At 61.6% G+C, this 25,480-nt stretch carries 23 protein-coding genes; 7 read left to right on the top strand and 16 right to left on the bottom strand.

The annotated features are described in order from the left end of the window. The first annotated feature begins 82 nt into the window (after positions 1-82). Both ACN0X9_RS08415 and ACN0X9_RS08420 read left to right on the top strand, forming a co-directional pair. A complete protein-coding gene (locus ACN0X9_RS08415; RefSeq protein WP_417487166.1) occupies positions 83-1,408 on the top strand; it encodes a divergent polysaccharide deacetylase family protein in 1,326 nt (441 codons plus the stop codon). Next, a complete protein-coding gene (locus tag ACN0X9_RS08420; protein WP_417487167.1) occupies positions 1,408-1,920 on the top strand; it encodes an RNA pyrophosphohydrolase in 513 nt (170 codons plus the stop codon). Before ACN0X9_RS08415 ends, ACN0X9_RS08420 begins: the two co-directional genes overlap by 1 nt. Here ACN0X9_RS08420 and ACN0X9_RS08425 read toward each other — a convergent pair. Beyond that, a complete protein-coding gene (locus ACN0X9_RS08425; RefSeq protein ID WP_417487168.1) occupies positions 1,917-3,434 on the bottom strand; it encodes an amidohydrolase family protein in 1,518 nt (505 codons plus the stop codon). The two genes, ACN0X9_RS08420 and ACN0X9_RS08425, sit on opposite strands and share 4 nt — an antisense overlap. Before the next feature lie 78 nt (positions 3,435-3,512). On the opposite strand from ACN0X9_RS08425, the gene ACN0X9_RS08430 reads away from it, so the two are divergent. Beyond that, positions 3,513-4,652 carry a helix-turn-helix domain-containing protein gene (locus ACN0X9_RS08430; protein WP_417487169.1) on the top strand — a complete coding sequence of 380 codons (1,140 nt, stop codon included), beginning with the start codon at positions 3,513-3,515 and terminating at the stop codon, positions 4,650-4,652. A 38-nt stretch (positions 4,653-4,690) separates the two neighbouring features. On the opposite strand, the gene ACN0X9_RS08435 is transcribed toward ACN0X9_RS08430, so the two are convergent. The 8 genes from ACN0X9_RS08435 to ACN0X9_RS08470 form a co-directional block, all read right to left on the bottom strand. Then, positions 4,691-5,092 (bottom strand): F0F1 ATP synthase subunit epsilon, encoded by a 402-nt coding sequence (locus ACN0X9_RS08435; RefSeq protein ID WP_417487170.1) that lies wholly within the window; start codon positions 5,090-5,092, stop codon positions 4,691-4,693. Positions 5,093-5,185: 93 nt separating this feature from the next. Next, positions 5,186-5,749, bottom strand: a complete 564-nt coding sequence (locus ACN0X9_RS08440) for a hypothetical protein (protein WP_417487171.1) — start codon at positions 5,747-5,749, stop codon at positions 5,186-5,188. A gap of 335 nt (positions 5,750-6,084) precedes the next feature. Beyond that, positions 6,085-7,524: a F0F1 ATP synthase subunit beta gene (gene atpD, locus ACN0X9_RS08445; RefSeq protein WP_417487172.1), complete on the bottom strand. Its 1,440-nt coding sequence runs from the start codon at positions 7,522-7,524 to the stop codon at positions 6,085-6,087. A gap of 17 nt (positions 7,525-7,541) precedes the next feature. Further along, positions 7,542-8,429 carry a F0F1 ATP synthase subunit gamma gene (locus tag ACN0X9_RS08450; protein WP_323760949.1) on the bottom strand — a complete coding sequence of 296 codons (888 nt, stop codon included), beginning with the start codon at positions 8,427-8,429 and terminating at the stop codon, positions 7,542-7,544. 33 nt (positions 8,430-8,462) lie between these two features. Beyond that, the gene (gene atpA / locus ACN0X9_RS08455; RefSeq protein ID WP_417487173.1) at positions 8,463-9,995 is read right to left on the bottom strand and encodes a F0F1 ATP synthase subunit alpha; all 1,533 of its coding nucleotides are present in this window, start codon (positions 9,993-9,995) and stop codon (positions 8,463-8,465) included. Positions 9,996-9,999: 4 nt separating this feature from the next. Beyond that, complete coding sequence (locus ACN0X9_RS08460; protein ID WP_417487174.1) at positions 10,000-10,539, bottom strand: F0F1 ATP synthase subunit delta; 540 nt, start codon at positions 10,537-10,539, stop codon at positions 10,000-10,002. Between the two features lie 243 nt (positions 10,540-10,782). After that, entirely contained in the window at positions 10,783-11,586 is an 804-nt protein-coding gene (locus tag ACN0X9_RS08465; protein ID WP_417487175.1) for a TerC family protein, read from the bottom strand. 25 nt (positions 11,587-11,611) lie between these two features. Beyond that, a complete protein-coding gene (locus ACN0X9_RS08470; RefSeq protein WP_417487176.1) occupies positions 11,612-13,777 on the bottom strand; it encodes a primosomal protein N' in 2,166 nt (721 codons plus the stop codon). A gap of 178 nt (positions 13,778-13,955) precedes the next feature. Between ACN0X9_RS08470 and ACN0X9_RS08475 the strand changes: the two genes are divergently transcribed. The 4 genes from ACN0X9_RS08475 to ACN0X9_RS08490 all read left to right on the top strand — a co-directional run bounded on the left by ACN0X9_RS08475 (position 13,956) and on the right by ACN0X9_RS08490 (position 16,556). Beyond that, positions 13,956-14,627, top strand: coding sequence for a DUF484 family protein (locus ACN0X9_RS08475; protein ID WP_417487177.1), 672 nt, complete (start codon positions 13,956-13,958; stop codon positions 14,625-14,627). After that, positions 14,609-15,544: a tyrosine recombinase XerC gene (locus ACN0X9_RS08480; protein ID WP_417487178.1), complete on the top strand. Its 936-nt coding sequence runs from the start codon at positions 14,609-14,611 to the stop codon at positions 15,542-15,544. The genes ACN0X9_RS08475 and ACN0X9_RS08480 overlap by 19 nt, the downstream gene beginning before the upstream one ends. 97 nt (positions 15,545-15,641) lie before the next feature. Beyond that, entirely contained in the window at positions 15,642-16,256 is a 615-nt protein-coding gene (locus tag ACN0X9_RS08485) for a hypothetical protein (protein ID WP_417487179.1), read from the top strand. Next, on the top strand, positions 16,257-16,556 hold the full coding sequence (locus ACN0X9_RS08490; RefSeq protein ID WP_417487180.1) for a winged helix-turn-helix domain-containing protein: 300 nt from the start codon (positions 16,257-16,259) through the stop codon (positions 16,554-16,556). A gap of 12 nt (positions 16,557-16,568) precedes the next feature. Here ACN0X9_RS08490 and ACN0X9_RS08495 read toward each other — a convergent pair whose 3' ends face one another. The 7 genes from ACN0X9_RS08495 to sucD form a co-directional block, all read right to left on the bottom strand. Then, positions 16,569-17,111: a GNAT family N-acetyltransferase gene (locus tag ACN0X9_RS08495; protein WP_417487181.1), complete on the bottom strand. Its 543-nt coding sequence runs from the start codon at positions 17,109-17,111 to the stop codon at positions 16,569-16,571. Between the two features lie 208 nt (positions 17,112-17,319). After that, positions 17,320-18,720 (bottom strand): dihydrolipoyl dehydrogenase, encoded by a 1,401-nt coding sequence (lpdA, locus tag ACN0X9_RS08500; RefSeq protein WP_417487182.1) that lies wholly within the window; start codon positions 18,718-18,720, stop codon positions 17,320-17,322. 98 nt (positions 18,721-18,818) lie between these two features. After that, positions 18,819-19,271 (bottom strand): hypothetical protein, encoded by a 453-nt coding sequence (locus ACN0X9_RS08505; RefSeq protein ID WP_417487183.1) that lies wholly within the window; start codon positions 19,269-19,271, stop codon positions 18,819-18,821. An 89-nt stretch (positions 19,272-19,360) separates the two neighbouring features. Further along, complete coding sequence (locus ACN0X9_RS08510) at positions 19,361-19,807, bottom strand: hypothetical protein (protein WP_417487184.1); 447 nt, start codon at positions 19,805-19,807, stop codon at positions 19,361-19,363. Between the two features lie 10 nt (positions 19,808-19,817). Further along, positions 19,818-21,353 (bottom strand): 2-oxoglutarate dehydrogenase complex dihydrolipoyllysine-residue succinyltransferase, encoded by a 1,536-nt coding sequence (gene odhB, locus ACN0X9_RS08515; RefSeq protein ID WP_417487185.1) that lies wholly within the window; start codon positions 21,351-21,353, stop codon positions 19,818-19,820. A gap of 36 nt (positions 21,354-21,389) precedes the next feature. Next, the gene (locus ACN0X9_RS08520) at positions 21,390-24,374 is read right to left on the bottom strand and encodes a 2-oxoglutarate dehydrogenase E1 component (protein WP_417487186.1); all 2,985 of its coding nucleotides are present in this window, start codon (positions 24,372-24,374) and stop codon (positions 21,390-21,392) included. 189 nt (positions 24,375-24,563) lie between these two features. After that, positions 24,564-25,472: a succinate--CoA ligase subunit alpha gene (sucD, locus tag ACN0X9_RS08525; protein WP_417487187.1), complete on the bottom strand. Its 909-nt coding sequence runs from the start codon at positions 25,470-25,472 to the stop codon at positions 24,564-24,566. Between the last annotated feature and the right edge of the window lie 8 nt (positions 25,473-25,480).

Here is a 25,480-nt window from a genome sequence, read left to right on the forward strand (position 1 = left end):
TACAGCACACACAGGCACATTGGGTCCCAACCGAAGGTCTGTCCGGCCTTCAATCCGGCAATCCTTGAACCATGCTGTATCCATGTCGTCCGCCATTCTTCGCCACGCGCAACCTCTCCTGACCTTGCGAGCCCCCCTTTTCGCCGGACTTGCAGCGGCGGTCCTGCTAAGCGTGGTGATTGGCGGCGTAGCCGTATTCGGGAATGGGGAGATTGCCCTGCCGCGCGCCGTCGGCGGTGTCCAGCCTGCGCCGGTCATCGTGGCTTCCAGCCATGATGTTCGCCCGGATAACGGGTTGGACGATGAGGGTATTCGGTTCCTTGATCCCGAGGGCGAAGGTGAAGTCAGCCTGTCAGGCGTCCGGGAAGACTTTTACGCGCCAGCCGTGACCGAATCGCCGGCCGATACCCGCGGCTCTGACCCGGCTGACGCTGAGGCACGTTTGTCAGCCGTCTCGACCAATCCGGATGCACTTGCCCGGGCCCCGATAGCTGGACTGACCGAGCCGGGTCCCGGCGGGCCGCTCCCGATCATCGCCGGGAACGGCACCCGCCCATCACGCGCCTATGCCCGCCCCTATCATGGTGACCCCGGCGCTCCGACCATTGCCGTCGTCGTCGGCGGCATGGGTCTCAATTCAACGGTGACCCAGGCAGCGATCGACGAGTTGCCGCCCGAAGTCGCATTGAGCTTTGCTGCCTACACCCGGGATCTCCAGGGCTGGATTGACCGCGCACGCGCGGCCGGTCACGAAGTGCTCATTGAGGCGCCGATGGAACCCTTTGACTACCCCAACAACGACCCTGGCCCGCACACTCTGCTTGCCGACGGAACGGCCGAAGAGAACAGCCGTCGCTTGTCCTGGGTCTTGAGTCGTGCGACCGGCTACTTTGGCGTGACAAACTATCTCGGCGCCCGCTTCTCGGCGTCACAGGGCGCCATGAGACAAGTCTTCGGCACGCTGGAAAGCCGTGGGGTCGCCTTCCTGCATGATGGCGCCGGACGTCGGTCGACCATCGAGGCTGCCGCCGATGCAACCAATATCACCTATGCCGTCGCCGACCGGATTCTCGACGAAGACCTGTCGCCTGACGCGATCGATGAGCGTTTGCTGGCGCTTGAAGCCCTAGCGATCCAGAACGGGTCTGCACTGGGTACCGGCTTCGCCTACCCGGCGACGGTCGAACAAATACGCGACTGGGCGATAAGCCTCGATCTGAGAGGCTACCAGTTGGCACCTCCATCAGCTGTCATGGCAAGGCGACGCCTTGAGGCCCGCCTTGCCGAGGAGGCCGCTGCGGCAACAGATCATGATGACACAGCATCGACCGACCATCGTTGGGCCCGAGATCCGGACGGGACCGGTGCGAACGATCTCCATGCCGCTGCCGCCGATAGCGGGCATTGATGTCGACCGCTCACTCCGATCCCTACCCGAAACACCGGGCGAATGTCGGGATCGCGCTCTTCAACGCCAAGGGCGACGTCTGGCTTGGTCGGCGAGACGCAACGCCGGGACCATGGAACTGGCAGCTTCCGCAAGGCGGAATCGATCCCGGTGAAGACCATCAGGCCGCTGCGCTGCGCGAATTGAGCGAGGAGACAGGAGTCCGGCCTGACCTCGTAAACTATCTCGGTGAGATAGACGGGTGGCTGGCCTATGATTATCCAGCTGACGTCCGCGACGACCCGCGCTTCCGTAAGAAGCGGCACCTTGGTCAGAAACAGAGATGGTTTGCCTTTCGCTTCACCGGCAATGATCAGGATTTTGACCTGGCTGGCCATGATGAGGTCGAGTTCGACCAATGGCGTTGGGGTCGGCTCAGCGACATCCCGGACCTGATCATTCCATGGAAGCGAAACGTCTATGTGGCCGTCGCAGACAGTTTCGCGAAGTTCAGCCGCCAGGCGCCAACCTAGCGAGCATCCCCACCCTGGCGCGCCGAAAGTGCCTCGCGGCGCAGTTTGCGGCCTCCGACCCACACCGTTTGAATGGAATTCATCGCCTCCATGCTTCGGCGAGGGTCTTCCGTGAGGAGTATCAGGTCAGCTGCATATCCCTGAGCAATCAGCCCATGCGTATCGCCAATTCCGAGCGCCCGTGCATTGCTGACTGTGGCTGCGGCCAGGATGGCCTCCGCTGGTACGCCGGCACGCTCCAGGTCCAGCATCTCCCAATACCCGGCCAGTCCCGGCGGCGACGCCCATCCAAACCCGCCGACCGCTGTATCTGTTCCAAACAGCAGCTTTCCGCCGTCACGCACATAGTTGGCGACAAGGGTCTGATATCGCCGAACGAAATTTCGTTGCAGGTCCGGCAGGTCGTTTGGCGTTCCGCCGCCGGCGAGAATGAGATCTCCGAAGCGTTCGATGAACTGACCACGCTGTACCTGTGCATCGGTCCGTAGATGCTCAATGAGCTCGGCGGGCATCACATCCAGCCAGGCAGGGTCATTCAGGAGATCGGGCTGAAACAACGAACGGGTGTTTGCCAGTGTCCGAATGGTCGATTGCACACTTTGATCACTTGCGACGAGCGACTCCATGAGTGACACGACCTGCGGCCCCGGTCGCCGCGCTAGAAACCCGTCCTGAGGCCATTCCCAGGGACCGTGCGCAAAGAAGTCAATCCCCGCCGCCATTCCCAGTTCAAACCCCGCCGGGGACGTCGCGTGAAGGAAGACCGGCATCTCTCGTGCGTGTGCCGCCGCCGTCAATTGACGAACAATCTCCGCCGACGGTAGGGCGAAGTCGGGCGCGCCGCCCGGCCACCAAAGCGCCTCCTCATAGTAGAGTTTGACGCAAGACCCGCCTGCGGCCTCAATCACGTCGAGGATCGCGTCGGGCGTATGGTCGACCGCGCGCATTCCTGGCAACAAGGTACCGCGGCCGAACGGGTCGTGAAGCAATGCGGAAAACGCATCGACCACCTGATCCGGCGCGAAGTCGAGAGCCATGAATCCGTCCGGCAAAACGACTCCCGGGCCGCAGTGCAGCAAGTTTGGCCGGGCAGGCGAGGCAAGGAACCTGGCGTTGATCTGAGGGTCGGCGTTCAGTTCCACGACGGTGGTGAAACCATGGAACAAATAGCTGCGCGGCAGCTGCTCCATGTAAGCCGCATGAAGGTCTTCAAACTCGGGCGTATCCCGGCGGCGCAGCCCCGTCGCGTGGTAGAGATGCACGTGGCTGTCAATCAAGCCGGGCAGCAAGTAGAGCCCATCTGCGTCAATGACATCGAATCTTCCATCAGGAATTTCTGCGTCCACGCTCATGACCTGGCCATTGGAGACCAGCACGTCGGCAACCTGCCCGTCGTGCGGACTTTCAGGCGATATGATTGTCGCGCCGCGGATTATGAAGCCCCCTTGCGCTGACGGCGGCCGATCCTCTGCCGTGGCCGTCCCACTGACAGAAACAAGCAGCGATACCGTCATGACTAGGCGCCCGGAGCGAACCAATGACCGGATCACATCCACGACGGTGGCAAAGGGCCATGAGGGCACGAAATGGCTATGGCGAGCGCGATTGAGGCCTGGGATGGAAAAAATTGGGCGCACGAAGATCTCCTGGAATGGCGTGCTCCCAAAAGGCTCTATTTCCTGATTTCAGGCTTCCTGAATCGCGATCTTGGACACCCTGACCTTCATCGTCTAAATGATCACATGCCTTGGCTCGTGCCAGTTTCCGCCATGCTTTCTGTCATCATGGCGCTATATCTTGCCACGCTTGATGGTCCCCGGCGGCGATCATACCGATGGCTTTCGGGCGCCATGGGCCTGCTCGCGGTGCTCATTTCACTTACCGGGCTTGTCGTGCCCGACGGGGGGCCGGCCATTGGGCTGGCGCGCCCGGTTCTGGCAATGGGCTTTCCACCCCTCCTGTTCCTGCACGTTCGGACGCTCAGCAAAGACGAACCGGTCCGGGCGGTCTGGCATCTCGCAGGGCCGGGGCTAGTTGGCGGCATTGTCCTTTTAGGGATTGTCACCGGGACCCCGACCGGCACCGCAATTGACCTTGCATTACTCGTTGGCAGCCTGGCCTATGCCGTCGCTTGCACTCGGCAAGTCGACCCGGAACAGGCACCGTCGACCCGACGCTGGATCCGGATCGTTGGTGCCTGGCTCGCGACCATGGCCTTGGCCGATCTGATCGTTGCCCTGGAGTTGCTCGGAAACAAGCCGGCGTCGGAATCGCTTGGTCTGGCGATTGCGCTGGCCGGTCTGGTTGGCTTTCTTTCCTACTTCCTCGTTTCGAGCCTTCATCAGGTCGGGCCCGTGTCGTGGATGATGGCGCGACTGAAACGAGCGCCCTCCGGCAGCCTCGACGATCTCGACAGGCACATGCGTGTTCGCGAAGCCTGGCGCGACCCTGATCTGACCGTAGCGCGAATTGGCCGCCAGATCAGCTGGTCACAGCGACAAGTGTCCGAGTGCGTCAACTCCCAGGCCGGTCAATCGGTCAGCAACTGGATCAACACCTATCGCGCGGCCGAAGCAAAACGCCTGATGGTGCTGTCCCCGGATCGGCCACTCGTGGAGCTTTGTCTGGATTGTGGTTTCCAGACCCGCTCCAACTTCAATCGGGCGTTCAAGGGCATCACAGGAATGTCGCCATCGGCATGGCGCAAGGCCAACAAAAAAGACCGCCCCTGACGGGCGGTCTCATTCATCATGTTATCGAAAACATGTGCCTAGTGAGACACGACCGACAGCATCGCTTCAAACTTGGCCACCCGGGCCGCGGCGAGATCTCGCTCTTCGTCATCCTTCGCAGCGGTCACGTCCTCGCGAGCATCTGACAGGTTTTGCGCCAATTCATCGGCATTGATATCAGCGACGGCGACGGCCTCTTCAGCAAGGATGGTCAGGCCGGCTGCCGTCACTTCGGCAAAACCACCATGGATGAAGGTGCGGGTTTCCGAACCGGCATCGATGACCGTAATCGCGCCAGGACGGATCACCGACATGAAAGGTGCGTGGTTCGGCAACACACCGAAATCGCCTTCTTCACCGGGAACGACAACCTGATCGACTTGACCGGCGAACAGACGACGCTCCGGGGAGACGAGATCAAATTGGAGTTTGTCAGCCATGAGACTACCCTTCGATATTCCGCGTCCGTCTAGCAGGTTATCCAAAGCTTGTGGACCCCCTTCATTCAGCCCGCGACGGGGCGTTGCAGCCGGTCAGTGACAGTCGCGAATACCGTCGGTGATAATCTGCCAGAGGTCGGCGACTGCCCGGTTGCGGACGCCATCAATACGGACCGTCACTTCTGCCCCTCCATACGCCTCGACAGGGATTTCGACAATCTGGCGGATATGAATTGGATAGGGCGGCAATTGGCGGGGCGGCGCCGCTCCTGAAACGGGGGCCAGCGCCAGTGGGTCCTGGGTAGCCAGACGAATTTGCCAGCTCCCGACTGCTGGACAATCGCTCTCCCAGGCGACCTGGACCAGGCGTGTCGGCTCGAGCAATGTTTGCAGGTGAACCAATCCGGGAAAGCCGACTGCGGAGGCGTCGGACAGGTCGGCTGGCAGGATCCCACGAGCGCGAAGACTTGTGGCAATGGCCGGACCGTCGAAACTCGCTGCCGCCAATTCATGGAAATCTTCCGCACGGGCTGTCAATCGGCCACTCCGGTAGACCCACTCACAGGTCCCGGTGGACGACTCGCAGAGCCGCACGAAACCCGCCTCGAAACCTTCAGTCCAGTAGCCTGTCGTTGTCGTCGTGACAGGTCCATCCATATCATGGCGCCACCCGTCCCGTGCGGTTGCGGCGGCAAAAGCAGCATCGAGTTCCGCTACCGCGCTGGCCCGCACCCATGCTGTCCAAGCACGCCACAGGTCCGGTCCATCATAACCGTCATGAACGATTTGTGCCTCTTCCGGGGGGCCTTGCGGTGGAGGTGGAGGTGAAGAATTTCCTGCCAGTAGTCCTGCCAATAACGAGACAAGCATGTCCGCAACCCTTTCATCCGGTTGCTCCATCAGGAGCAATTGCAAATTGCCTCTCCCGCCCCAAAAAGAAAAGGCCAGCTCCGCTAGGAGCTGGCCTTTTCAGTCAGATCATCAAGAGAGCCTTAGGCGGCTTCGGCAGCCAGCTTCTCGGCCTTCTTCACAGCGTCGTCGATGGTGCCAACCATGTAGAAGGCGGCTTCCGGCAGGTGGTCGTATTCACCGTCGCAGATGGCCTTGAAGCCCTTCACGGTATCGGCGACAGGCACCTGGATGCCCGGGAAACCGGTGAAGATTTCGGCAACGTCGAACGGCTGCGACAGGAAGCGCTCGACCTTACGGGCGCGGGCCACGGTCAGCTTGTCTTCTTCCGACAGCTCGTCCATGCCCAGGATCGCGATGATGTCCTGCAGGGCCTTGTAGCGCTGGAGGATTTCCTGGACGCGACGGGCGGTCAGATAGTGCTCTTCACCGACGATGCGCGGCTCGAGGATCCGTGAAGTGGAGTCGAGCGGGTCAACAGCCGGGTAGATACCCTTTTCCGAGATCGCACGGTTCAGAACCGTGGTCGCGTCGAGGTGGGCGAAGGTCGTGGCCGGAGCCGGGTCGGTCAGGTCATCAGCCGGGACGTAAACGGCCTGGACCGAGGTGATCGAGCCCTTGTTGGTCGAGGTAATGCGCTCTTGCAGGGCACCCATGTCGGTCGCGAGTGTCGGCTGATAGCCCACGGCGGACGGGATGCGACCCAGAAGGGCGGACACTTCGGAGCCGGCCTGGGTGAAGCGGAAGATGTTGTCGACGAAGAACAGAACGTCCTTGCCTTCTTCATCACGGAAATATTCCGCTTGGGCGAGACCGGACAGGGCCACTCGGGCACGCGCGCCCGGAGGCTCGTTCATCTGGCCGAAGACGAGAGCGCAACGCGAACCTTCCGTGGAGCCATCATGCTCCTTGGGGTCCTTGTTCACGCCGGATTCGATCATTTCCCAGTACAGGTCGTTACCTTCACGGGTCCGCTCACCAACACCGGCGAAGACCGAGTAACCACCGAACAGCTTGGCGATGTTGTTGATCAGTTCCTGGATCAGAACCGTCTTGCCAACACCGGCGCCGCCGAACAGGCCGATCTTGCCGCCCTTGGCGTAGGGGCAAAGCAGGTCGACGACCTTGATGCCGGTCGGCAGGATTTCCGCTTCCGTGGCCTGCTCCGCAAAGGACGGGGCCGGACGGTGAATCGGAGCCTTCATCGTGTGCGGGACATCACCAGCTTCATCGATCGGCTGACCGGTGACGCTCATGATGCGGCCAAGCGTACCCGGGCCAACCGGAACCATGATCGGGGTGCCGGTGTCGGTGACAACGGTACCGCGTTGCAGGCCCTCGGTGGCATCCATGGCGATGGTGCGGACCGTGTTCTCGCCGAGGTGCTGGGCAACCTCAAGCGTCAGGGACTTGCCATCATTGGTGGTTTCCAGGGCGTTGAGAATGTCCGGCAGGGTGCCGTCAAATTCAACGTCAACAACAGCGCCGGTAATCTGGACGACGCGTCCTTGGGAAGTGGTCATAGCGTGTGTTCCTCTGCCTAGAGGGCCTCGGCGCCGGAGATGATTTCAGTCAACTCCGTGGTGATCTGCGCCTGACGGGTGCGGTTATAAACAAGGTTGAGTTTGTCGATCAGTTCGCCGGCATTGCGCGTGGCGTTGTCCATGGCAGCCATCTTGGCACCCATTTCGCCGGCGACGTTCTCCAGCAGGGCAGACAGGATGACTGTGTCGGCGTAACGCGGCAGCAGCACGTTGAGGATTGTCTCCTCGTCCGGTTCGGCTTCGTAGACGGCACCGCCAAGGTCCGGGCGCTCAACACCTTCATCGATGGCGTCGATCGCCGGGATGAGGACTTTGGCACGCGGCTTCTGGGAGATGACCGAGACGAATTCAGCCGAAACGAGTTCACAAACGTCGAACTCGCCATTCTCGAACATGTGGCGGATCTTGTCGCCGATCCGCGCCGAAGTGGCGCCGGAAATCGTCTTCTCGGCAGACAGGTCCATCTTGTCGACGATCAGCGAGGCAAAGGTACGCTTGAGCTGGTCAGCGCCCTTCTTGCCCACGCAGATGATCTTGACGTCCTTGCCCTCGGCTTTCAGCGCATTGATGCGCTCGCGGGCCTTCTTCACGATATTCGTGTTGAAGCCACCGCACAGGCCGCGGTCTGCAGTCATGACGACCAGCAGGTAGGCGTCCGACTTGCCGGTCCCGACCAGAAGCGGCGACGCCCCCGGAGTTCCCGACATGGCGGTGGACAGGTTGGCCATCACGGCCGCCATGCGCTGGGCATAGGGGCGCGCGGCTTCCGCAGCTTCCTGCGCACGGCGCAGTTTCGCTGCGGCGACCATCTGCATCGCCTTCGTGATCTTCTGCGTCGACTTGACGCTTTCGATCCGGTTTTTAAGGTCCTTAAGGCTCGCCATCAGGCTCTCCTCAGCGGTTGATCTCGATCAGGCTCACGCGAAATGTTCGGTGAACTTGTCGAGTGCCGCCTTCAGCTTGCCTTCGCTGTCGTCGGTCAGCTTCTTCTCGGTGCGGATCGACGTCAGCAGCGCGGCGTGCTCGCCATGCAGGTGACGAAGAAGGTCCGCTTCATAGCGCTGCACATCGGCGGTCGGCAGCTTGTCGAGATAGCCACGGGTACCGGCGTAAATCACGCAGACCTGCTCTTCCATCGACAGCGGCGAGAATTGCGGCTGCTTGAGGAGCTCGGTCAGGCGCTGACCCCGGTTCAGAAGCTTCTGGGTGGCGGCGTCGAGGTCCGAACCGAACTGGGCGAAAGCCGCCATCTCGCGGTACTGGGCCAGTTCGCCCTTCATCTTGCCGGCAACCTGCTTCATGGCCTTGGTCTGGGCAGCCGAGCCAACGCGCGACACCGACAGACCCACGTTCACGGCCGGGCGGATGCCCTGGTAGAAGAGGTCGGTTTCCAGGAAGATCTGACCATCGGTGATCGAGATCACGTTGGTCGGAATGTAGGCCGACACGTCGTTCGCCTGGGTTTCGATGATCGGCAGAGCCGTCATGGAACCCGAACCGTTCGCTTCATTCAGCTTGGCGGCGCGCTCGAGCAGGCGGGAGTGAAGGTAGAAGACGTCACCCGGATAGGCTTCACGGCCCGGCGGGCGACGCAGAAGCAGCGACATCTGACGATAGGCAACGGCCTGCTTGGACAGATCATCATAGACGATCAGCGAGTGCATGCCGTTATCACGGAAATACTCGGCCATGGCACAGGCGGTGAACGGCGCCAGGAACTGCATCGGAGCCGGGTCCGAAGCGGTAGCCGCAACGATGATGGTGTAATCCAGCGCGCCATTTTCCTCGAGCGTCTTCACGATCTGGGCGACGGTGGAGCGCTTCTGGCCGACGGCAACGTAGATGCAGTAGAGCTTGGCGCTCTCGTCATCGCCTTCGTTGATGGCTTTCTGGTTGAGGATGGTGTCGAGCGCGATCGCGGTCTTGCCGGTCTGGCGGTCACCAATGATCAGCTCGCGCTGTCCGCGGCCAACCGGGATCATGGCGTCAATCGCCTTGATGCCCGTCGCCATCGGCTCGTGCACGGATTTACGCGGGATGATGCCCGGCGCCTTCACGTCGACGCGGCGACGCTCTGCGACGTCCGTGAGCGGACCCTTGCCGTCGATCGGCTCACCGAGACCATCGACGACGCGGCCCAGCAGGCCCCGACCGACAGAGGTGTCAACGATCGAGCCAAGACGCTTGACGGTGTCGCCTTCCTTGATGCCCCGGTCATCACCGAAGATCACGCAGCCGACATTGTCGCGCTCGAGGTTCAGGGCCATGCCCTTGATGCCACCCGGGAACTCGACGAGCTCACCGGCCTTCACCTCATCGAGGCCATAGACACGTGCAATACCGTCACCGACGGAGAGCACGCTACCAACGTCCGAAACTTTCGCTTCGGCGCCGTAATTCTTGATTTGATCCTTGAGGATCGCAGAGATTTCTGCGGCACGGATGTCCATGGACCTAGGCCTCTTTCATCGCGGTCTTCATCCCATCCAGCTTGGCGCGGAGGGAAGAGTCGAACATGCGGGAACCGACCTTGACGATCAGTCCGCCCATCAATTCAGGCCGCACTTCCGTACGGACCTCGATTTCGCGCCCGAAGGCACTTTTCAGCGAAGCCGCAAGGGCTTCGGTCTGTTTCTTGGTCAACGCCGCGGCTGTCTGCACATCGGCAGTGACAACACCGCGATCGGCAGCAGCCAGTGCCGCGTAGACGCGCGCCAGGTCACCCAGGTCACCGGCTCGGCCGTTGCGGGCTGCAACGCCAAAAGCGTTCGCTGTCAGGGCATTGAACTTGGCCTTTTTGGCCAGCGCCGAAAGCACTCCGACCTTGACCTCGACAGCGTGCAGCGGCGAGGCCAGCACGTCAGCGAGTTCGTCGGATTCAGTCAGCATGGCGCGCAGGGCTGTGAGATCGGCCTCGACAGCTTCCGCAGCACCCTCGGATTTCGCCAGCTCAAACAACGCGGTCGCATAGCGGCCTGCGGCTTCGGCTGTCATGGCGTCTTCGCCGGTCTTCACCGTGACGTCACTCTCTAGCTGGATCAGCGCTCATCAGTTTGTCGCGAACGACATAAACGCTTGATGTTCAACGATATTAGAAACGAGGCGTACCGTGTTGCACTGCAAGCCCCTCAGGTTCGGCGCTGCGATAGCACAGGGGGGAGCAGGCAGCAAGCCACTGGCACCGGGTGTTTCAGCGCATTGAGGCTTTTCACGCAGACCGCCTACCCGTCCACATCCTCATCCCACGGCAGCTTTCGCCTTCCGGCGCTTGCGCGCCATGATGTTGAGCACCTCGACCAGCAGCGAGAAGGCAATCGCAAAATAGAGATAGCCTCGCGGGATGTGGAAACCGAGACCATCAGCGATCAGCGCTACGCCCACCAGCAGGATAAAGCTGAGCGCCAGCATCTTGGCTGTCACATAGCGCTCCAGGAACCCGGCCACGCTCTTGGCCGACAGGACCATGATGATCGTCGACACCACGACAGCGGAGACCATGACGAACAACCGGATGCCGGCGCCATCCTCACCACCAAGATCGCGGGTCATGCCGACCGCGGTCAGCACCGAGTCGAGCGAAAAAACGAGGTTGATCACCGACATCTGGACAATCACCGAAATGAATCCCGACACCTTCCCCTTGTTGCCGGCATCGTGATGCCCCTCGATGGTGTCGTGGATTTCAATGGTTCCCTTCCAGAGAAGGAACAAGCCGCCGAGCAGCAGGATCAGGTCCTCCAGGGTGACGTCGATCAGCATTTCGGGATGGTCCGGATCGGCCAGCCCGTGCAGGAATTCCGGCAGGCTGAAGAGGGTCGCGTGCGTCAAACCGGTCAGCCAGACCAGCGCGAACAGCAACACCACCCGCATGGCGGCGCCGGTCCAGATACCGATGTCCCGACCACGCGCCTGCTCGTGCTTGGCCAACTTCTGGGAAGCCACCGAGACGAAGACGACATTATCGACACCCAATACCACTTCCAGAAAGGTCAAGGTCAGGAGCGACATCCATACAGCGGGTGAAGTCAGAATTTCGAGCATGGCGACGCAGTTCCTGGGTCAGCTGTCAGATGAAGCTATACGGTTCAACATCGATTGAAACCCGTACTGACGGCGGTGTCTTCACCCGGTCCTTCCAGGCCTTGAGAAAAGCCGAGATGTCGATTCCCTTGTCGGCACGGACGAGGATGCGTCGCCGGTGCCAGCCGCGAATCATGGCCCGGGGCGGTTCGGTCGGCCCCCAGATTTCCACCCCCTCCGAATTCGGGGCCTTCGCGGCATAGTCGTTGGCCGCCATGTCGAGAGCGTCCGGGTTCATCGACATGAAACCGATCGCGGCGAGACGACCGAAGGGCGGCAGCCCCAGCGACTCCCGGACCATCGCCTCCATCTCCAGGAAAGCGTCCCGGTCGCCGGCGACCAAAGCCTGGATGGCGTCGTGCTCGGGCTGGTGGGTCTGCAACAGCGCCCGCCCCGGTCGCTCGGCCCGGCCGGCCCGACCCGCAACCTGAACGAGGGTCTGGAAGGTACGCTCCCCAGCCCGCGGATCGCCACCGGCAAGGCCCAGGTCGGCATCGACCACGCCAACGAGGGTCAGACCCGGGAAATTGTGCCCCTTGGCGGCGATTTGCGTGCCAACAAGAATGTCGATTTCTCCGCGCTCCATAGCCGCGACGATCTCGGCACCCGAGCGACTGTCCGACGAATAGATTTCGACCTTCGCGTCCGGAAAGGTGAGTTTAGCCTCCTCGGCAACCCGCTCGACGCCGGGGCCGATCGAAGTCAGGCTGTCTTCGGCATTGCATGCGGGGCAGCGCTTTGGCTTGGGCATCGAGAACCCGGTGACATGGCAAACCAAGCGACCGGTATAGCGGTGTTCAACGAGGTAGGATTGCGTGTCCGGCGACACCATCCGGTGTCCACACGACCGGCACAGGACCAGGGGCGCATAACCACGTCGGTTCAGATAGAGCAGGCTTTGCTCACCTCTCTCCAGAGTTTCACGGACGGCCTCGATCAGCGGCGGCGACAGCCAACGGCCGGTCTCGGCCGGGTGCTCGCGCAGATCGATCGTGCCGACTTCCGGGAGCACCGCCGTACCAGGGCGTGCGGCCAGCCTGACATGCACATAACGGCCCGCCAGCGCGTTTGAAAGACTTTCCAGGGAGGGAGTCGCCGAAGCAAGGATCACCATGGCCCCTTCAAGCTTCGAGCGCACGACCGCCAGATCACGCCCCTGATAGGGCAGGCCCTCATCCTGCTTGTAGGTCGGGTCGTGCTCCTCATCCACCACAACCATGCGAAGCTTGGGAAACGGCAGGAATAGTGACGACCGGGCTCCGATCACGATTCTCGCGCGTCCCTCGGCGACCTCGCGCCAGGTCCGGCGACGGGCCTTGGGGCCGGCGCCCGAATGCCAGAGTGCCGGCTCGACCCCGAAACGGGTTTCGAACCGTGACAGAACCGCCTCGGTCAAGGCGATCTCAGGCAACATGATCAGGATTTGCGCATCGGGCTCGCGACGGAGCACTTCGGCAATGGCCTCGAAATAGACTTCCGTCTTACCCGAGCCCGTGACCCCGTCCAGCAACGCCGCCTGGAAGCCACCAGCGCGCACTAGACGGCGCAGGACGCCGGCAGCCTCAGCCTGCATCATCGTCAGCGTCAGGCCTTCGCGCTCCGGGTCGGGGAGGCCGAAGGGCGGATCAACCGGTCGCGTCAGTTCGGCAAGGGCCCCGGATTTCGCGAGCCCCTTCACGACCGACGCTGTCACACCGGCTTCGCGGGCAAGATCGGCAGCGCTGGCTTCGTGCAGTACCTCGATAGCATCAAGGACACGTCCGCGCGCATCTGTCATACGGTCTGGTTCGCCGCTGCCACGTCGATACACCGTTTCGGTCGGAGAGGGTTTGAGAGCCTCGTTCGACCGCAACACCGATCGCAGGACGATCCCCGGTGGCTGGACCAGATAACGTGACAGCCAGTCAACGAAACGAAGGGTTCCGTCGGGAAGCGGCGGCCCTCCGGCTGGTCGCTCAATCGCCTTCAGGGACCGCTCGCCCGGGCCTGGCTTGACCGCCCAGACAACTCCGCGTGCCGCCCGTTTGCCCAGCGGCGCAATCACATGGTCACCGGGCTGGAGGGACATGTCTGCGGGCACCAGATAATCGAAGGCTTCCGGCAATGGCAGCGGGAACAGGATGGAGACTCGGTACGGGCTGTCAGCGGTCAAGGTCGGGGCCTGCGGAGTGGGCGATGGAATCAGGGCTGGTATCTGGAACGACTATACCGAAACGCCCGCTTGTTTTCGTTGGGCGAAGGCATTTATTCGCGGCGACGGCTCGCCCGGTTTGCATATCGTAAACCGAATGCGCCAACAGTGAGCGTTCAAGTCGAGGGAGACAATGGCCATGTCCGACAATGCCGACAGTCCAGACACGGACATGATCCGGGAGTTTCTGACCGGCAATCCGGATTTTGTTCGCGAAGACGCCGAGCTGTTCTCGATAATTGTCGAGACCGACCGTAAGGATGGTGCCATAGACTTGGGCACCGCCGCCCGGGACAAGCTGCGAAACGAGATCCGGCAACTCAAATCCTTGAATGCATCAATTGTCGAAACCGCGCGCGCCAACCTCGCGACCCAGTCCCAGATCCACATGGCCGTGCTTGCACTTCTGGAAGCCGAGTCGCTGTCCGGTCTCGACAAGAAGATCTCCAATCGGCTGACCGGCGCGCTCGGCGTGGACGTGTGTCGGGTACTGATCGAAGGGCATGCCCCTCTACAGACAGCCGAATCGATACTCGGTGCGGCCGAGGGCTTTGTCGGTGATGTCCTTGGCGACCATGTGGAATTGCTTGGACCAGTGGATGCCGCAAATGCTCACGCACTATATGGCCAGCAGGGCGCGCGCGTCAGTTCGCAGGCCATCGTGCGCCTTGATTTCAATGGCCATGATGGATTGATGGCGCTGGCGGCACGCGATGCTCATTTGTTCCAATCCGGGCAGGGCACCGAGCTCCTCAATTTTCTGGCCCGGGCAGTTGAACGGATGGTGGTCCAATGGCTGCATCAGAGCTGACCACCCCCTGGAACGATGCGCTTGCGACATTCCTCGAACACTTGGCTGGTGAGCGGCGCCTCTCGCCTCGCACACTGGACGCCTATCAGCGTGACCTCGACACTTTTGGCGACTTTCTTGCCGTACATCATGGTCGGTTGCCGGATCTGCGGGCCTTGGGAAAGCTGTCATCACGAGACTTCCGCGCCTTTATGGCGTCGAGGCGGCGTGACGGGTTGTCGGCACGATCCCTGGCAAGGTCCCTTTCCGCCATCCGGACTTTCTTTGACTACGTCAAGAGACGATGGGGCATCGACAACCCGGCGCTGTCATTGGTCGAGAGCCCCAAGCTGACGCGGACAGCCCCCAAACCGGTCAGCGAAAACGCCGCGAAAATGCTGATCGCCGAGACCGCCCTGCGCGGTCAGCCGGACTGGGTATCTGCCCGCGACACAGCAGTACTGTTGCTGTTGTACGGATGCGGCCTCCGGATTTCGGAAGCGCTCAGCCTGACTGGAAACGACCTTCCCGTCGGAGACACGCTGCATATTGCCGGCAAGGGGAACAAGATGCGGGTTGTCCCCGTCCTTCCCGCCGTCGCCGAAGCCATTTCGCATTACGTGGAGGCATGCCCCTTTCCGGTCGACAGAGATTTTGCGCTGTTCCGGGGCCTTCGCGGTGGCGCCTTGTCTGCGCGCAGCATCCAATCCTTGATGCAGGATCTACGTGGTCGGCTCGGACTGGCAGAAACAGCAACACCACACGCCCTGCGCCATGCTTTCGCCACCCACCTGCTCGCTCATGGCGGCGACCTCCGCGCGATCCAGGAATTGCTTGGCCACGCCAGCCTCTCGACGACCCAGATCTACGCCGATGTCGAAAACGCTCGCCTCCTGGCCGTTTATGACGGCACACATCCACGCGCCCGCAAGGGCTGACACGCCACGCTCGCTTCGGACCGTTCAGTCCACCTGCCCACTTGTTCGGCTCTTCGAACGCTGATACTTTGTTTATTAAAGTTCTTGAGGAAGCGCCATGACTGAGCAAACTGATCTCGAATTTCTCCGTGACGTCGCTGCCAGCGGCCAGCAGGCACCGTCGCTGAGTGGACGGTTTTTCGTTTGGTGGGGAGGTCTCGCGGCCCCCGCCTTGCTGGCTCATTGGTCAATCATGACCGGGATGATTGGCGTGCCGGGCGAGTTTGTCGGATTCGTCTGGCTTGTGTATGGCGTCGTTGGCATGATCGGATCAGGTCTTCTGGGCCGCAGCCTGCAGGGCAAACCCGGCCGTGGCGCCGTCAACAACCGCGGTGAAGCGGCGGCCTGGCGGGGCGTAACCTGGATGATCGCTGCCTACGCAATCGGCGCGGTTGCTGCCAATCTGCTCGGGCGCGGCCACCCAATCCTGTTCGATACCATTCCCCTTGTCGCATTTGCCGGCTATGGGCTCTCTTTCCACGTCAGCGCCCAGTTGGGTGGCGCCCGCTGGATGCAGGGCGCCGCCGTACTGGCTTGGCTGGCCAGCGGCGTCGGGCTCAGCATGACAGGAAGCTCGGACCTGTATCTGTTTTCTGCGGCAGCGGTTGCTGTCCTGGCCATCATTCCAGGCATTGTATTGTTGCGCGGGGAGCCGGCGGCGGAGGCCGGGTGAATGTCTGCACCATTTGATGCCACAAATCTCGATGACGTAATCCATGGCAAGCTCCGCCTGGCAATCATGGCGTATCTGTCAGCGGCCAGCGACGCGACGTTTGGAGAAATCAAACAACGAACCAGCGCGTCGGATGGCAATCTGTCGGTGCATCTGCGCAAGCTGGAAGAAGCCGGATATATCGACATCGAAAAACGATTTGTGGACCGGAAGCCGCAGACCCGAGCCGCATTGACCGCATCAGGCCGGACGGCGTGGCTGGCCTATCTCGATCAGTTGCGAACGCTGATTCAGCCCTGAAGCCGCCAAAATTCAGGCGGCGTGGCGGTCGGGTCGGTGGTGCCAAGCTATGACATCAACACCGTGATTTCGCCGCGTTTCACCCTGACGAAAGCCGGCCTTCTCAAGCACACGGTGAGATGCATCGCGGTCATCGCGCGTATGTGCGACCACTGATGTCACCCGCGCGTGCGAATAGGCCCAGTCGAGGAGTGCCATCACACCCTCGGTTGCCAGCCCTTGTTCGCGATAAGATATCAGCATGGAATAACCGATCTCGATCACCCCATCCCGGTCTGGCCCGCCCTTGAATCCCCCCACACCGAGCAAGCGATTCATCACCGGCGAGATGTACACCCACGAATACCAGCCTGTGTCGGACGGGTGAGCCAACAGCTGTTCTCGGGTCCACTCCATGGCTTGCTGGTCCATCAGTTCGGGCGGCCATGTCGGTTCCGGCTCGACACCAAGCACACGAAAAAACGCGGCCCTATCATCAAGCTGTAGCGAAGCGAGCTCGGCATTGAGCGCGAGAAGCCGCAGACGCGGCGAAGCGATTTCGATCGGCTTCGGCATAAGCGTGGAATCCATGATTTCAACCAAACAGACTAGCCGCAGCGAGTTGTTCTGGCCCGAGCTGTACAATAGCGCGCCAGATCCGGCCCGACTACAACCGCCTCGCGTCGTAGCCAGCACTCAGACCCGGGTCGCGCTCCAGTCCAACTGATCCGCTATATCTGCGACACGGTGATGACGTCGCCCAATTCGGTTCGCGGGTATCTGGTCAGGATTGCATCGTCCAGCCCTCAACACCCATCGCGGCCTGACGAATAGCCTCGGTCAAAGTCGGGTGCGGGTGACACGTTCGTGCAACGTCCTCGGACGCCGCGCGGAACTCCATCGCCACACACAACTCTCCGATCATTTCGCCGACATTGGCACCGATCATGTGGGCGCCAAGTATTTCATCGGTTTCGGCATCCGCGAGGATTTTCACAAAGCCGTCGGTAGCGTGGTTGGTGCGCGCCCGGGAATTGGCCTGGAAGGGGAATTTGCCCTTCTTGTACTTTCGTCCCGATGCCTTGAGCTCATCCTCGGTCAGTCCGACGCTGGCGATTTCCGGTGCAGTGTAGACGACGCCCGGAATCACGCCGTAGTTCACATGCCCCGCCTTGCCGGCAATCCGTTCCGCGCAGGCGACGCCTTCATCTTCGGCCTTGTGCGCCAACATGGGGCCATGCGTGCAGTCGCCGACAACCCATATATTGTCCGCCGAAGTGCGGTAGTGATCATGCGCAATGAAGCCGCGCTGATCGGTCTCGATACCGACAGTTTCCAGCCCCAACCCTTCGGTGAACGGACGGCGGCCGATACAGACCAGAACGGTGTCGGCCTCGATCGTCTCGGCATCCCCCCCAGAGGCCGGCTCCAGCGCTACCGCGAGGCTTTCGCCAGACGAATCGACGCCGGTCACCTTGGTGCCCAATTTGAAGTCCATGCCCTGCTTGGCAAATGTACGCTGTGCGGTCTTCGCCAACTCGCTGTCCATGCCCGGCAGAATCCGGTCGAGATACTCCACTACGGTCACTTGGGCGCCAAGGCGACGCCATACAGAACCGAGTTCAAGCCCGATCACGCCGGCACCAATCAGGACCAGCTTTCCAGGTACCTTCTCCAGCGCAAGGGCACCTGTGGACGACACAACCCGCTTTTCATCAATGGTGACACCAGGAAGCGGCGTTACTTCCGACCCGGTCGCAATGACAATGTTTTTTGTCTTGAGCGTCGAATTGCCCGTCTCCGCCTCAACCTCGACATTGCCCGGGCCTGCGATCCGACCGCGCCCGCGTATATAGTCGACGCCGTTCTTCTTGAAGAGGAACTCGATTCCCTTGGTCAAACCGTCGACGGCTTCATCTTTTTGCCCAAGCATGGCGTCCAGATCGAGTTCGACAGGCCCTGTCTTGATGCCAAGATCGGCGAATTGTGTGCTGGCTGTTTCAAACAGTTCGGAGGCGTGCAGCAAGGCTTTCGAAGGGATGCAACCTACATTCAGGCAAGTCCCGCCCAGTGTCCCCCGCATTTCGACACAAGCCGTTTTCAGGCCGAGTTGGCCGGCGCGGATGGCGCAGTTGTATCCACCGGGCCCGCCGCCAATGATTACGATATCATACGTGTCGGACATGCTCGCCTCGTTCTGCTCACCGCAATCGCGGCCTGTTGATCCTATATGCCCCCGCGAGGGCCATGGTGTAAGGGGTAAAAGCGTGTTGCCGCAGCCAATCAGCGGTTCCGGAACAGATGCCTCGGGATGGCCCCGGCCTGGCGCAGGATGATCATTACGATCAAGCCGACGAGAAGCAGTCCATTGACAACCCAATCCGCCGGCGCAGGCGTTGAAGCCACCCAAAGGTCGTACGTTGAATTTGACGAGTAGACCACCCATCCGGTCAGATCAAACACCACCGCCGCCGTGTAGACGGGCAGCACCGCTGCGTATCGAAGCGCCAACAATACAGTGCTCGCCGCGTAACAAACTGCATTCGCGACAGTGAGCAAGACCAGCAAGGGTCCCATCGTCTCCACGACAATGATCAGACTTGGATTGATACCGGCAGATACCGCATCTCCAAGTTTGATGGCGAGGACATCGAATGCGGACGACAGCTGGTTGAACGCCCAGGCGCCAATCGCAACAACCAGCACCCACCTAGCCGAGAACAACGCCAAATTCATTGTCAAACCCAAGCCCCTTGTGTTGGACACAGCCCGCTTTTCCAAAACTTGGCTGCCGGCCACTACGGCATCGACCCCCAATGGGCCGATCACGCCTTGCCGGGAATTACGCGCAAGCCAAGCGCAAGCGCTCCAGCCGCGATGAGCGTTTCCACTGTAAACAGGAGCCAGTCCAGCAAGTCCGGGTCAAGAAACTCATCAAACCTGGCTTGTTGATGGGCGGCCACATCCTCGGGCCGGACACTGAAACCGATCCACATCGCCTGATCGACCAGATAAACAGCCATCGTGAGCCATACCAACCAACGCGCGCCGCGCCAGATCGCCCAAGCAAGAACAAAATAGCCAATCTGGAGTGCCAGGGACAATGCCGACAGGACCAGTCCGGTTTCAGCGAGCATCCGTGTCACCGAGACCGAGTAACCAAGCTGCCCCTCGACCCCGGCCTGGTGCAGAAACCCGGCGATTGGTGACCGCATCCCGTACACGCCCCGCAAGGCCGCCAGCATGACAAGGACATGTCTGAGCAGCGGCACGGCCTGTCTCCTACAGGTCGAACATCATGCGTTGAGGATCTTCCAGATTCTCCTTCACCCGCACGAGGTAGGTCACGGCTTCCTTGCCGTCGACGATCCGGTGATCGTAGGACAGGGCGAGATACATCATCGGCTTGATGACGACCTGACCATTCTCGGCCATCGGGCGCTCCTGGATCTTGTGCATTCCCAGAATGCCCGACTGGGGCGCGTTGAGGATCGGCATCGACATCAGCGAGCCATACACACCGCCATTCGAGATGGTGAAGGTCGCGCCCTGCATCTCGTCGATGGAGAGCTTGCCATCACGGGCCCGCTTGCCGAGACGGATGATCTCTTTTTCAATTTCGGCGAGGGTCATCTGGTCAGCGTCCCGGACGACCGGAACCACCAGACCGCGATCAGTACCAACCGCGACACCCATGTCATAGTAATTCTTGTAGATGATGTCGGCGCCGTCGATTTCGGCATTGACCGCAGGCACTTCCTTTAGGGCGTGGCAACAAGCCTTCACGAAGAAGCTCATAAAGCCCAGCTTGACGCCATGCTTGGCGACGAAGGCCTCCTGATGCGCCTTGCGGGCCGCCATGATCGCCGACATGTCGGCTTCATTGTAGGTCGTCAGGATGGCAGCGGCGTTCTGGGCATCCTTCAATCGCTTGGCGATCGTCTGGCGCAGGCGGGTCATCCGGACGCGTTCTTCGCGAGGCCCCGTCTCGCGAGGAGCAGCAGGCGCGGCAGCAGCAGCCGGAGCGGCTTTTGGCACAGCCTTGGGGGCCGCCGGCGCACTTGCAGCGGCCTTCAGCGCATCACCCTTGGTGATACGGCCATCCTTGCCGGTCCCGTCGATCGCGCCGGCATCCAGCTTGTTCTCTTCGATGACCCGGGCCGCGGACGGCATGGTCTTGGTTTCGTTCGCGTTCGTGGCGGACTGGCTTTCTGCGGCTGGCGCAGCATTGGCAGCACCACCCTCGCCAATACGGGCGACCGCATCGCCAGGCGCAACCGTGTCGCCCTCGGCAACCAACAGCTCGGAGACAACACCAGCAACGGGAGACGGAACTTCAACCGCCACCTTGTCGGTTTCGATCTCGACCAGCGCCTGGTCGATCTCCACCACGTCACCGGCTTTCACGAGCCACGCTCCGATTGTTCCCTCGGTTACGCTTTCACCCATCTGCGGCACGGTGGCTTCGACGGTCCCACCCGAGCCGGCGGCCTTGGGCTCGTTGTCTTCCGGTTCCGCAGCGGCCGCCGGTGCCGCAACCTGGCTGTCCTCAGCCGGTTCGCTTGCAGCTGGCGCACCAGCGCCCGCAGCCTCGATCACGGCCAACTTGGCGCCGATTTCAACATTGTCGCCTTCAGCCGCGAAAATCTCGCCCATAACGCCATCCGTTTCGGCGCGGACCTCAACGGCGACCTTGTCGGTTTCCAGCTCAACCAGGACATCATCCCGGGAGACCGCGTCGCCGGTCTTGACCATCCAGCTGCCCACGGTGGCTTCGGTGACGCTCTCGCCGAGCTGCGGCACGGTGATATCGGTCATGTCTCTCGTCTTTCCTTCAAAAAGGTTGGTCGGCCCTTACGACAGGGCTTCGTCGACCAGGGCGTCTTGTTGCTGCTTGTGCTTGGAAGCAATGCCGGTCGCCGTCGAGGCCGTCGGCGCGCGGCCGACATAGCGCGGCCGCTGGGCCGTTCCGCCGACCTTGCCCAGCACAAACTCGATATTCGGCTCGACAAAGGTCCAGTAGCCCATATTGCGCGGCTCTTCCTGGCACCAGACAATCTCGGCGTTCGGGAACCGCCCCAGCTCGGCGATCAATGCCTTGTAGGGGAAGGGGTAGAGCTGCTCGACCCGCATCAGGTAGACATCGTCTGTGCCCCGACTTTCGCGTTCTTCCAGCAGATCATAATAGACCTTGCCGGTGCACAGCACGACGCGCCGGATCTCGTCATCGGCCTTCAGCTTGACCGAAGTCTGCCGGATCTCACCCTCGGGACGCGATGCCTCGTCGGCATCATCCCAGAGCACCCGGTGGAAGGACGAACCCGGCCCCATGGCGGCGAGCTGCGAGACACAGCGCTTGTGCCGCAGCAGGCTCTTGGGCGTCATGATGACCAGAGGCGTCCGGAAGTTGCGGTGGATCTGGCGACGCAGGATGTGGAAGTAGTTCGCCGGCGTCGAGCAATTCGCCACCTGCATGTTGTCTTCGGCGCACAGCTGCAGGAAGCGTTCGGGGCGCGCTGAAGAGTGCTCGGGCCCCTGCCCCTCATAGCCGTGCGGCAACAACATGGTCAGACCGGACATGCGCAGCCATTTGCGCTCACCGGACGAGATAAACTGGTCAATGATCACCTGGGCGCCATTGGTGAAGTCACCAAACTGGGCCTCCCACATGACCAGCGTGTTCGGCGCCGACAGCGAGTAGCCATACTCAAAGCCAAGCACGGCTTCTTCCGACAGCATGGAGTCGATGACTTCATACTTCTTCTGATCCGCCGTCAGGTGGTTGAGCGGCGTGTATTTCTCGGCGTTTTCCTGGTCGATGATGTGCGAGTGGCGCTGCGAGAATGTACCGCGGCCGCAATCCTGACCCGACAGGCGAACCGGGAAACCCTCTGTAAGGAGGGTGCCGAAGGCCAGATGTTCAGCGGTCGCCCAGTCAATGCCGGTGCCAGTCTCGATCGCTTCCCGGCGGCTGCCGATGACGCGTTTCAGGGTGCGATGGATATTGATCCCGTCCGGAACCTCGGTCATCGCCATGCCGACCGTCATCAGGCTCTCTGTGGTGGCCGATGTTTCGCCGCGACGGTCATCGCCCTCGGCCAGACCCAGACCGGACCAGCGCCCGTCGAGCCAGTCGGCCTTCTTGGGCTCGAAATCCTTGCCGGCGTTGAATTCCTTCTCGAGGAAGGTGTCGAACTCGTTCTCGATCGCCTCGGCCTCGGCGGCGGTCAGCACGCCTTCGGCGAGAAGCCGGTCCTGATACTTCTTTTTGACCGGCGGCATGTCCTTGATGATGCGGTACATGATCGGCTGGGTGAAGGTCGGGTCATCGCCTTCATTGTGCCCGTAACGGCGGTAGCAGATCATGTCGATGACCACGTCCTTGCCGAACAGCTGACGGTATTCCGTCGCCATGCGGGTGGCATGGGTCACCGCTTCCGGATCATCACCATTGACGTGGAAAATCGGTGCCTGGACCATCAGGGCCACATCCGAGCAATACGGGCTGGAACGGCTGTCCTTGGGGTCGGTGGTGAAGCCGATCTGGTTGTTGACGATGAAGTGGATCGCCCCGCCGGTGCGGTGGCCGCGCAGGCCTGACAGGCCGAGACACTCGGTCACGATGCCCTGGCCGGCGAAGGCCGCATCACCGTGCAGGAGGAGAGGCAGGACGCTCGATCGCGGCGTGCCCGCTTTCTTGCGGCAGTTCTCTTCCTGCTTGGCCCGGGCCTTGCCGAGCACCACCGGATCAACCGCTTCCAGGTGGGACGGATTGGCGGTCAGCGACAGGTGAACCTTGTTGCCGTCAAACTCTCGGTCCGACGAGGCCCCCAGGTGATACTTCACATCACCGGAACCGAACTCTTCCTCGCCCTGGGTATTGCCGCCCTGGAACTCATGGAAGATCTGGTGGTAGGGCTTGCCCATCACCGAGGCGAGCACGTTGAGGCGGCCGCGGTGCGGCATGCCGATGATGATGTCCTCGACGCCCATCGAGCCGCCACGCTTGATGACCTGCTCGAGCGCCGGAACCATGCTCTCGCCGCCATCCACGCCGAACCGCTTGGTACCCGGGTAGCGTTTGTGCAGGAATTGCTCGAAGCGCTCGCATTCGATCAGCTTCGACAGGATCGCGATCTTGCCTTCACGGGTGAAGGAGATGTCCTTGTCCGGTCCCTCGAAGCGCTCCTGCAACCAGGATTTCTCCTCGGGATTGGAGATATGCATGAACTCGACACCGACCGGTCCGCAATAGGTGCGCTTGAGAATGTCGAGCATCACCCGCGGGGTCGCGGTCTCAAGACCGAGATAGCCGTCGATGAAGACTTCCTCGTCGAGCGCCGCGCCCGTGAAGCCGTAGGTCGCCGGATCCAGCTCGGCCTGATAGCCGAAATCGGTCAGCCCCAGCGGATCGAGATCGGCCGCCAGGTGGCCGCGCATCCGGTAGGCGCGGATCATCATGATGGCGCGGATCGACGCTTGGGTGGCCGAGCGAACGTCCTCGGCGCTGGCGCCGGGATTGGTCGCCGCGACATGATTGGCCACCTTGTCGACCATCGCGCCTTCGTCCGGACCGATATCGCCGAGAGCCGACACCATTTCGCCATTGGCCTGACGCGGCCAGTCGGCGCGCTTCCAGGCCGGGCCGCGGGCAGCATGCGAGCTGTCGCCCGGCGCATCGCCCATGGCAGCAAAGAAGGCTTTCCAGCTGGGTGGTACCGAATTCGGATCCGAGGCGTAGGCGGCGGCCATCTGTTCAAGATAGACGGCGTTGGCGCCCTGGAGGAACGAGGTGTCCAGGAAGTTCTGGTTTTCTTGGGAGCGGTTTTGGTCAGACATATTGGGGGGAGGCCTGAGTCAGGAGTGTGTCTGGATGGGGTTAAACCGAGTGGGTTAACCAACCCTCTATGCCCAATCCGGTCAGCACGAAAGGGATTCGCACGGGTCTGCTGCCAAGATGGTGACAAAACAAAACCGCGCCCCGGAAACCCGGAGCGCGGCTTGTCGACATCGCGATGGTGTCGGCAATCAGCCCTTGAGGACATCCGCCAGGGTCGTGCCGAGACGCGCCGGGCTCGGAGAGACCGTGATGCCAGCTGCTTCCATGGCCGCGATCTTGTCTTCCGCGCCGCCCTTGCCGCCGGAGACGATGGCGCCGGCATGGCCCATGGTCCGGCCCGGAGGCGCTGTGCGACCAGCGATGAAACCGACTGTCGGCTTGGAGCGGCCCTTCTTGGCCTCATCGGCCAGGAATTGCGCGGCATCCTCTTCGGCCGAGCCACCGATTTCACCGATCATGATGATCGACTTGGTTTCGTCATCGGCGAGGAATTTCTCCAGCACGTCGATGAATTCCGTACCCTTGACCGGGTCACCGCCAATACCGACCGCCGTGGTCTGGCCGAGGCCGACCTGGGAGGTCTGGAAGACGGCTTCATAGGTCAGCGTGCCCGAGCGAGACACGACCCCGACCGAGCCCTTCTTGAAGATGGAACCCGGCATGATGCCGATCTTGCACTCTTCCGGGGTCAAGATGCCGGGGCAGTTCGGACCCAGCAGCATGGAGTTCGACTTGTCGAGACGATCCTTGACCTTGACCATATCCATCACCGGAATGCCTTCGGTGATGCAGACGATGAAGGGGATCTCGGCATCAATGGCCTCGATGATCGCCGCACCGGCACCGGCCGGCGGAACATAGATCACGGAGGCGTCGGCGCCTGTGGCTTCCTTGGCTTCACCGACAGAGGCGAAGATCGGCAGGGAGGCTGCGCCGTCCATGCCGGCTGACCAGGTCTCGCCACCCTTTTTCGGGTGCACGCCGGCGACCATCTGGGTGCCGTAATACTCGAGCGCCTGCTCGGTGTGAAAAGTCCCCGTCTTGCCGGTCAGGCCCTGGACGATGATCTTGGTGTTCTTGTCTACGATGATCGACATGAATTCGC

It is taken from the genome of Maricaulis sp. (genome assembly GCF_048268525.1).
Classification (GTDB): domain Bacteria; phylum Pseudomonadota; class Alphaproteobacteria; order Caulobacterales; family Maricaulaceae; genus Maricaulis.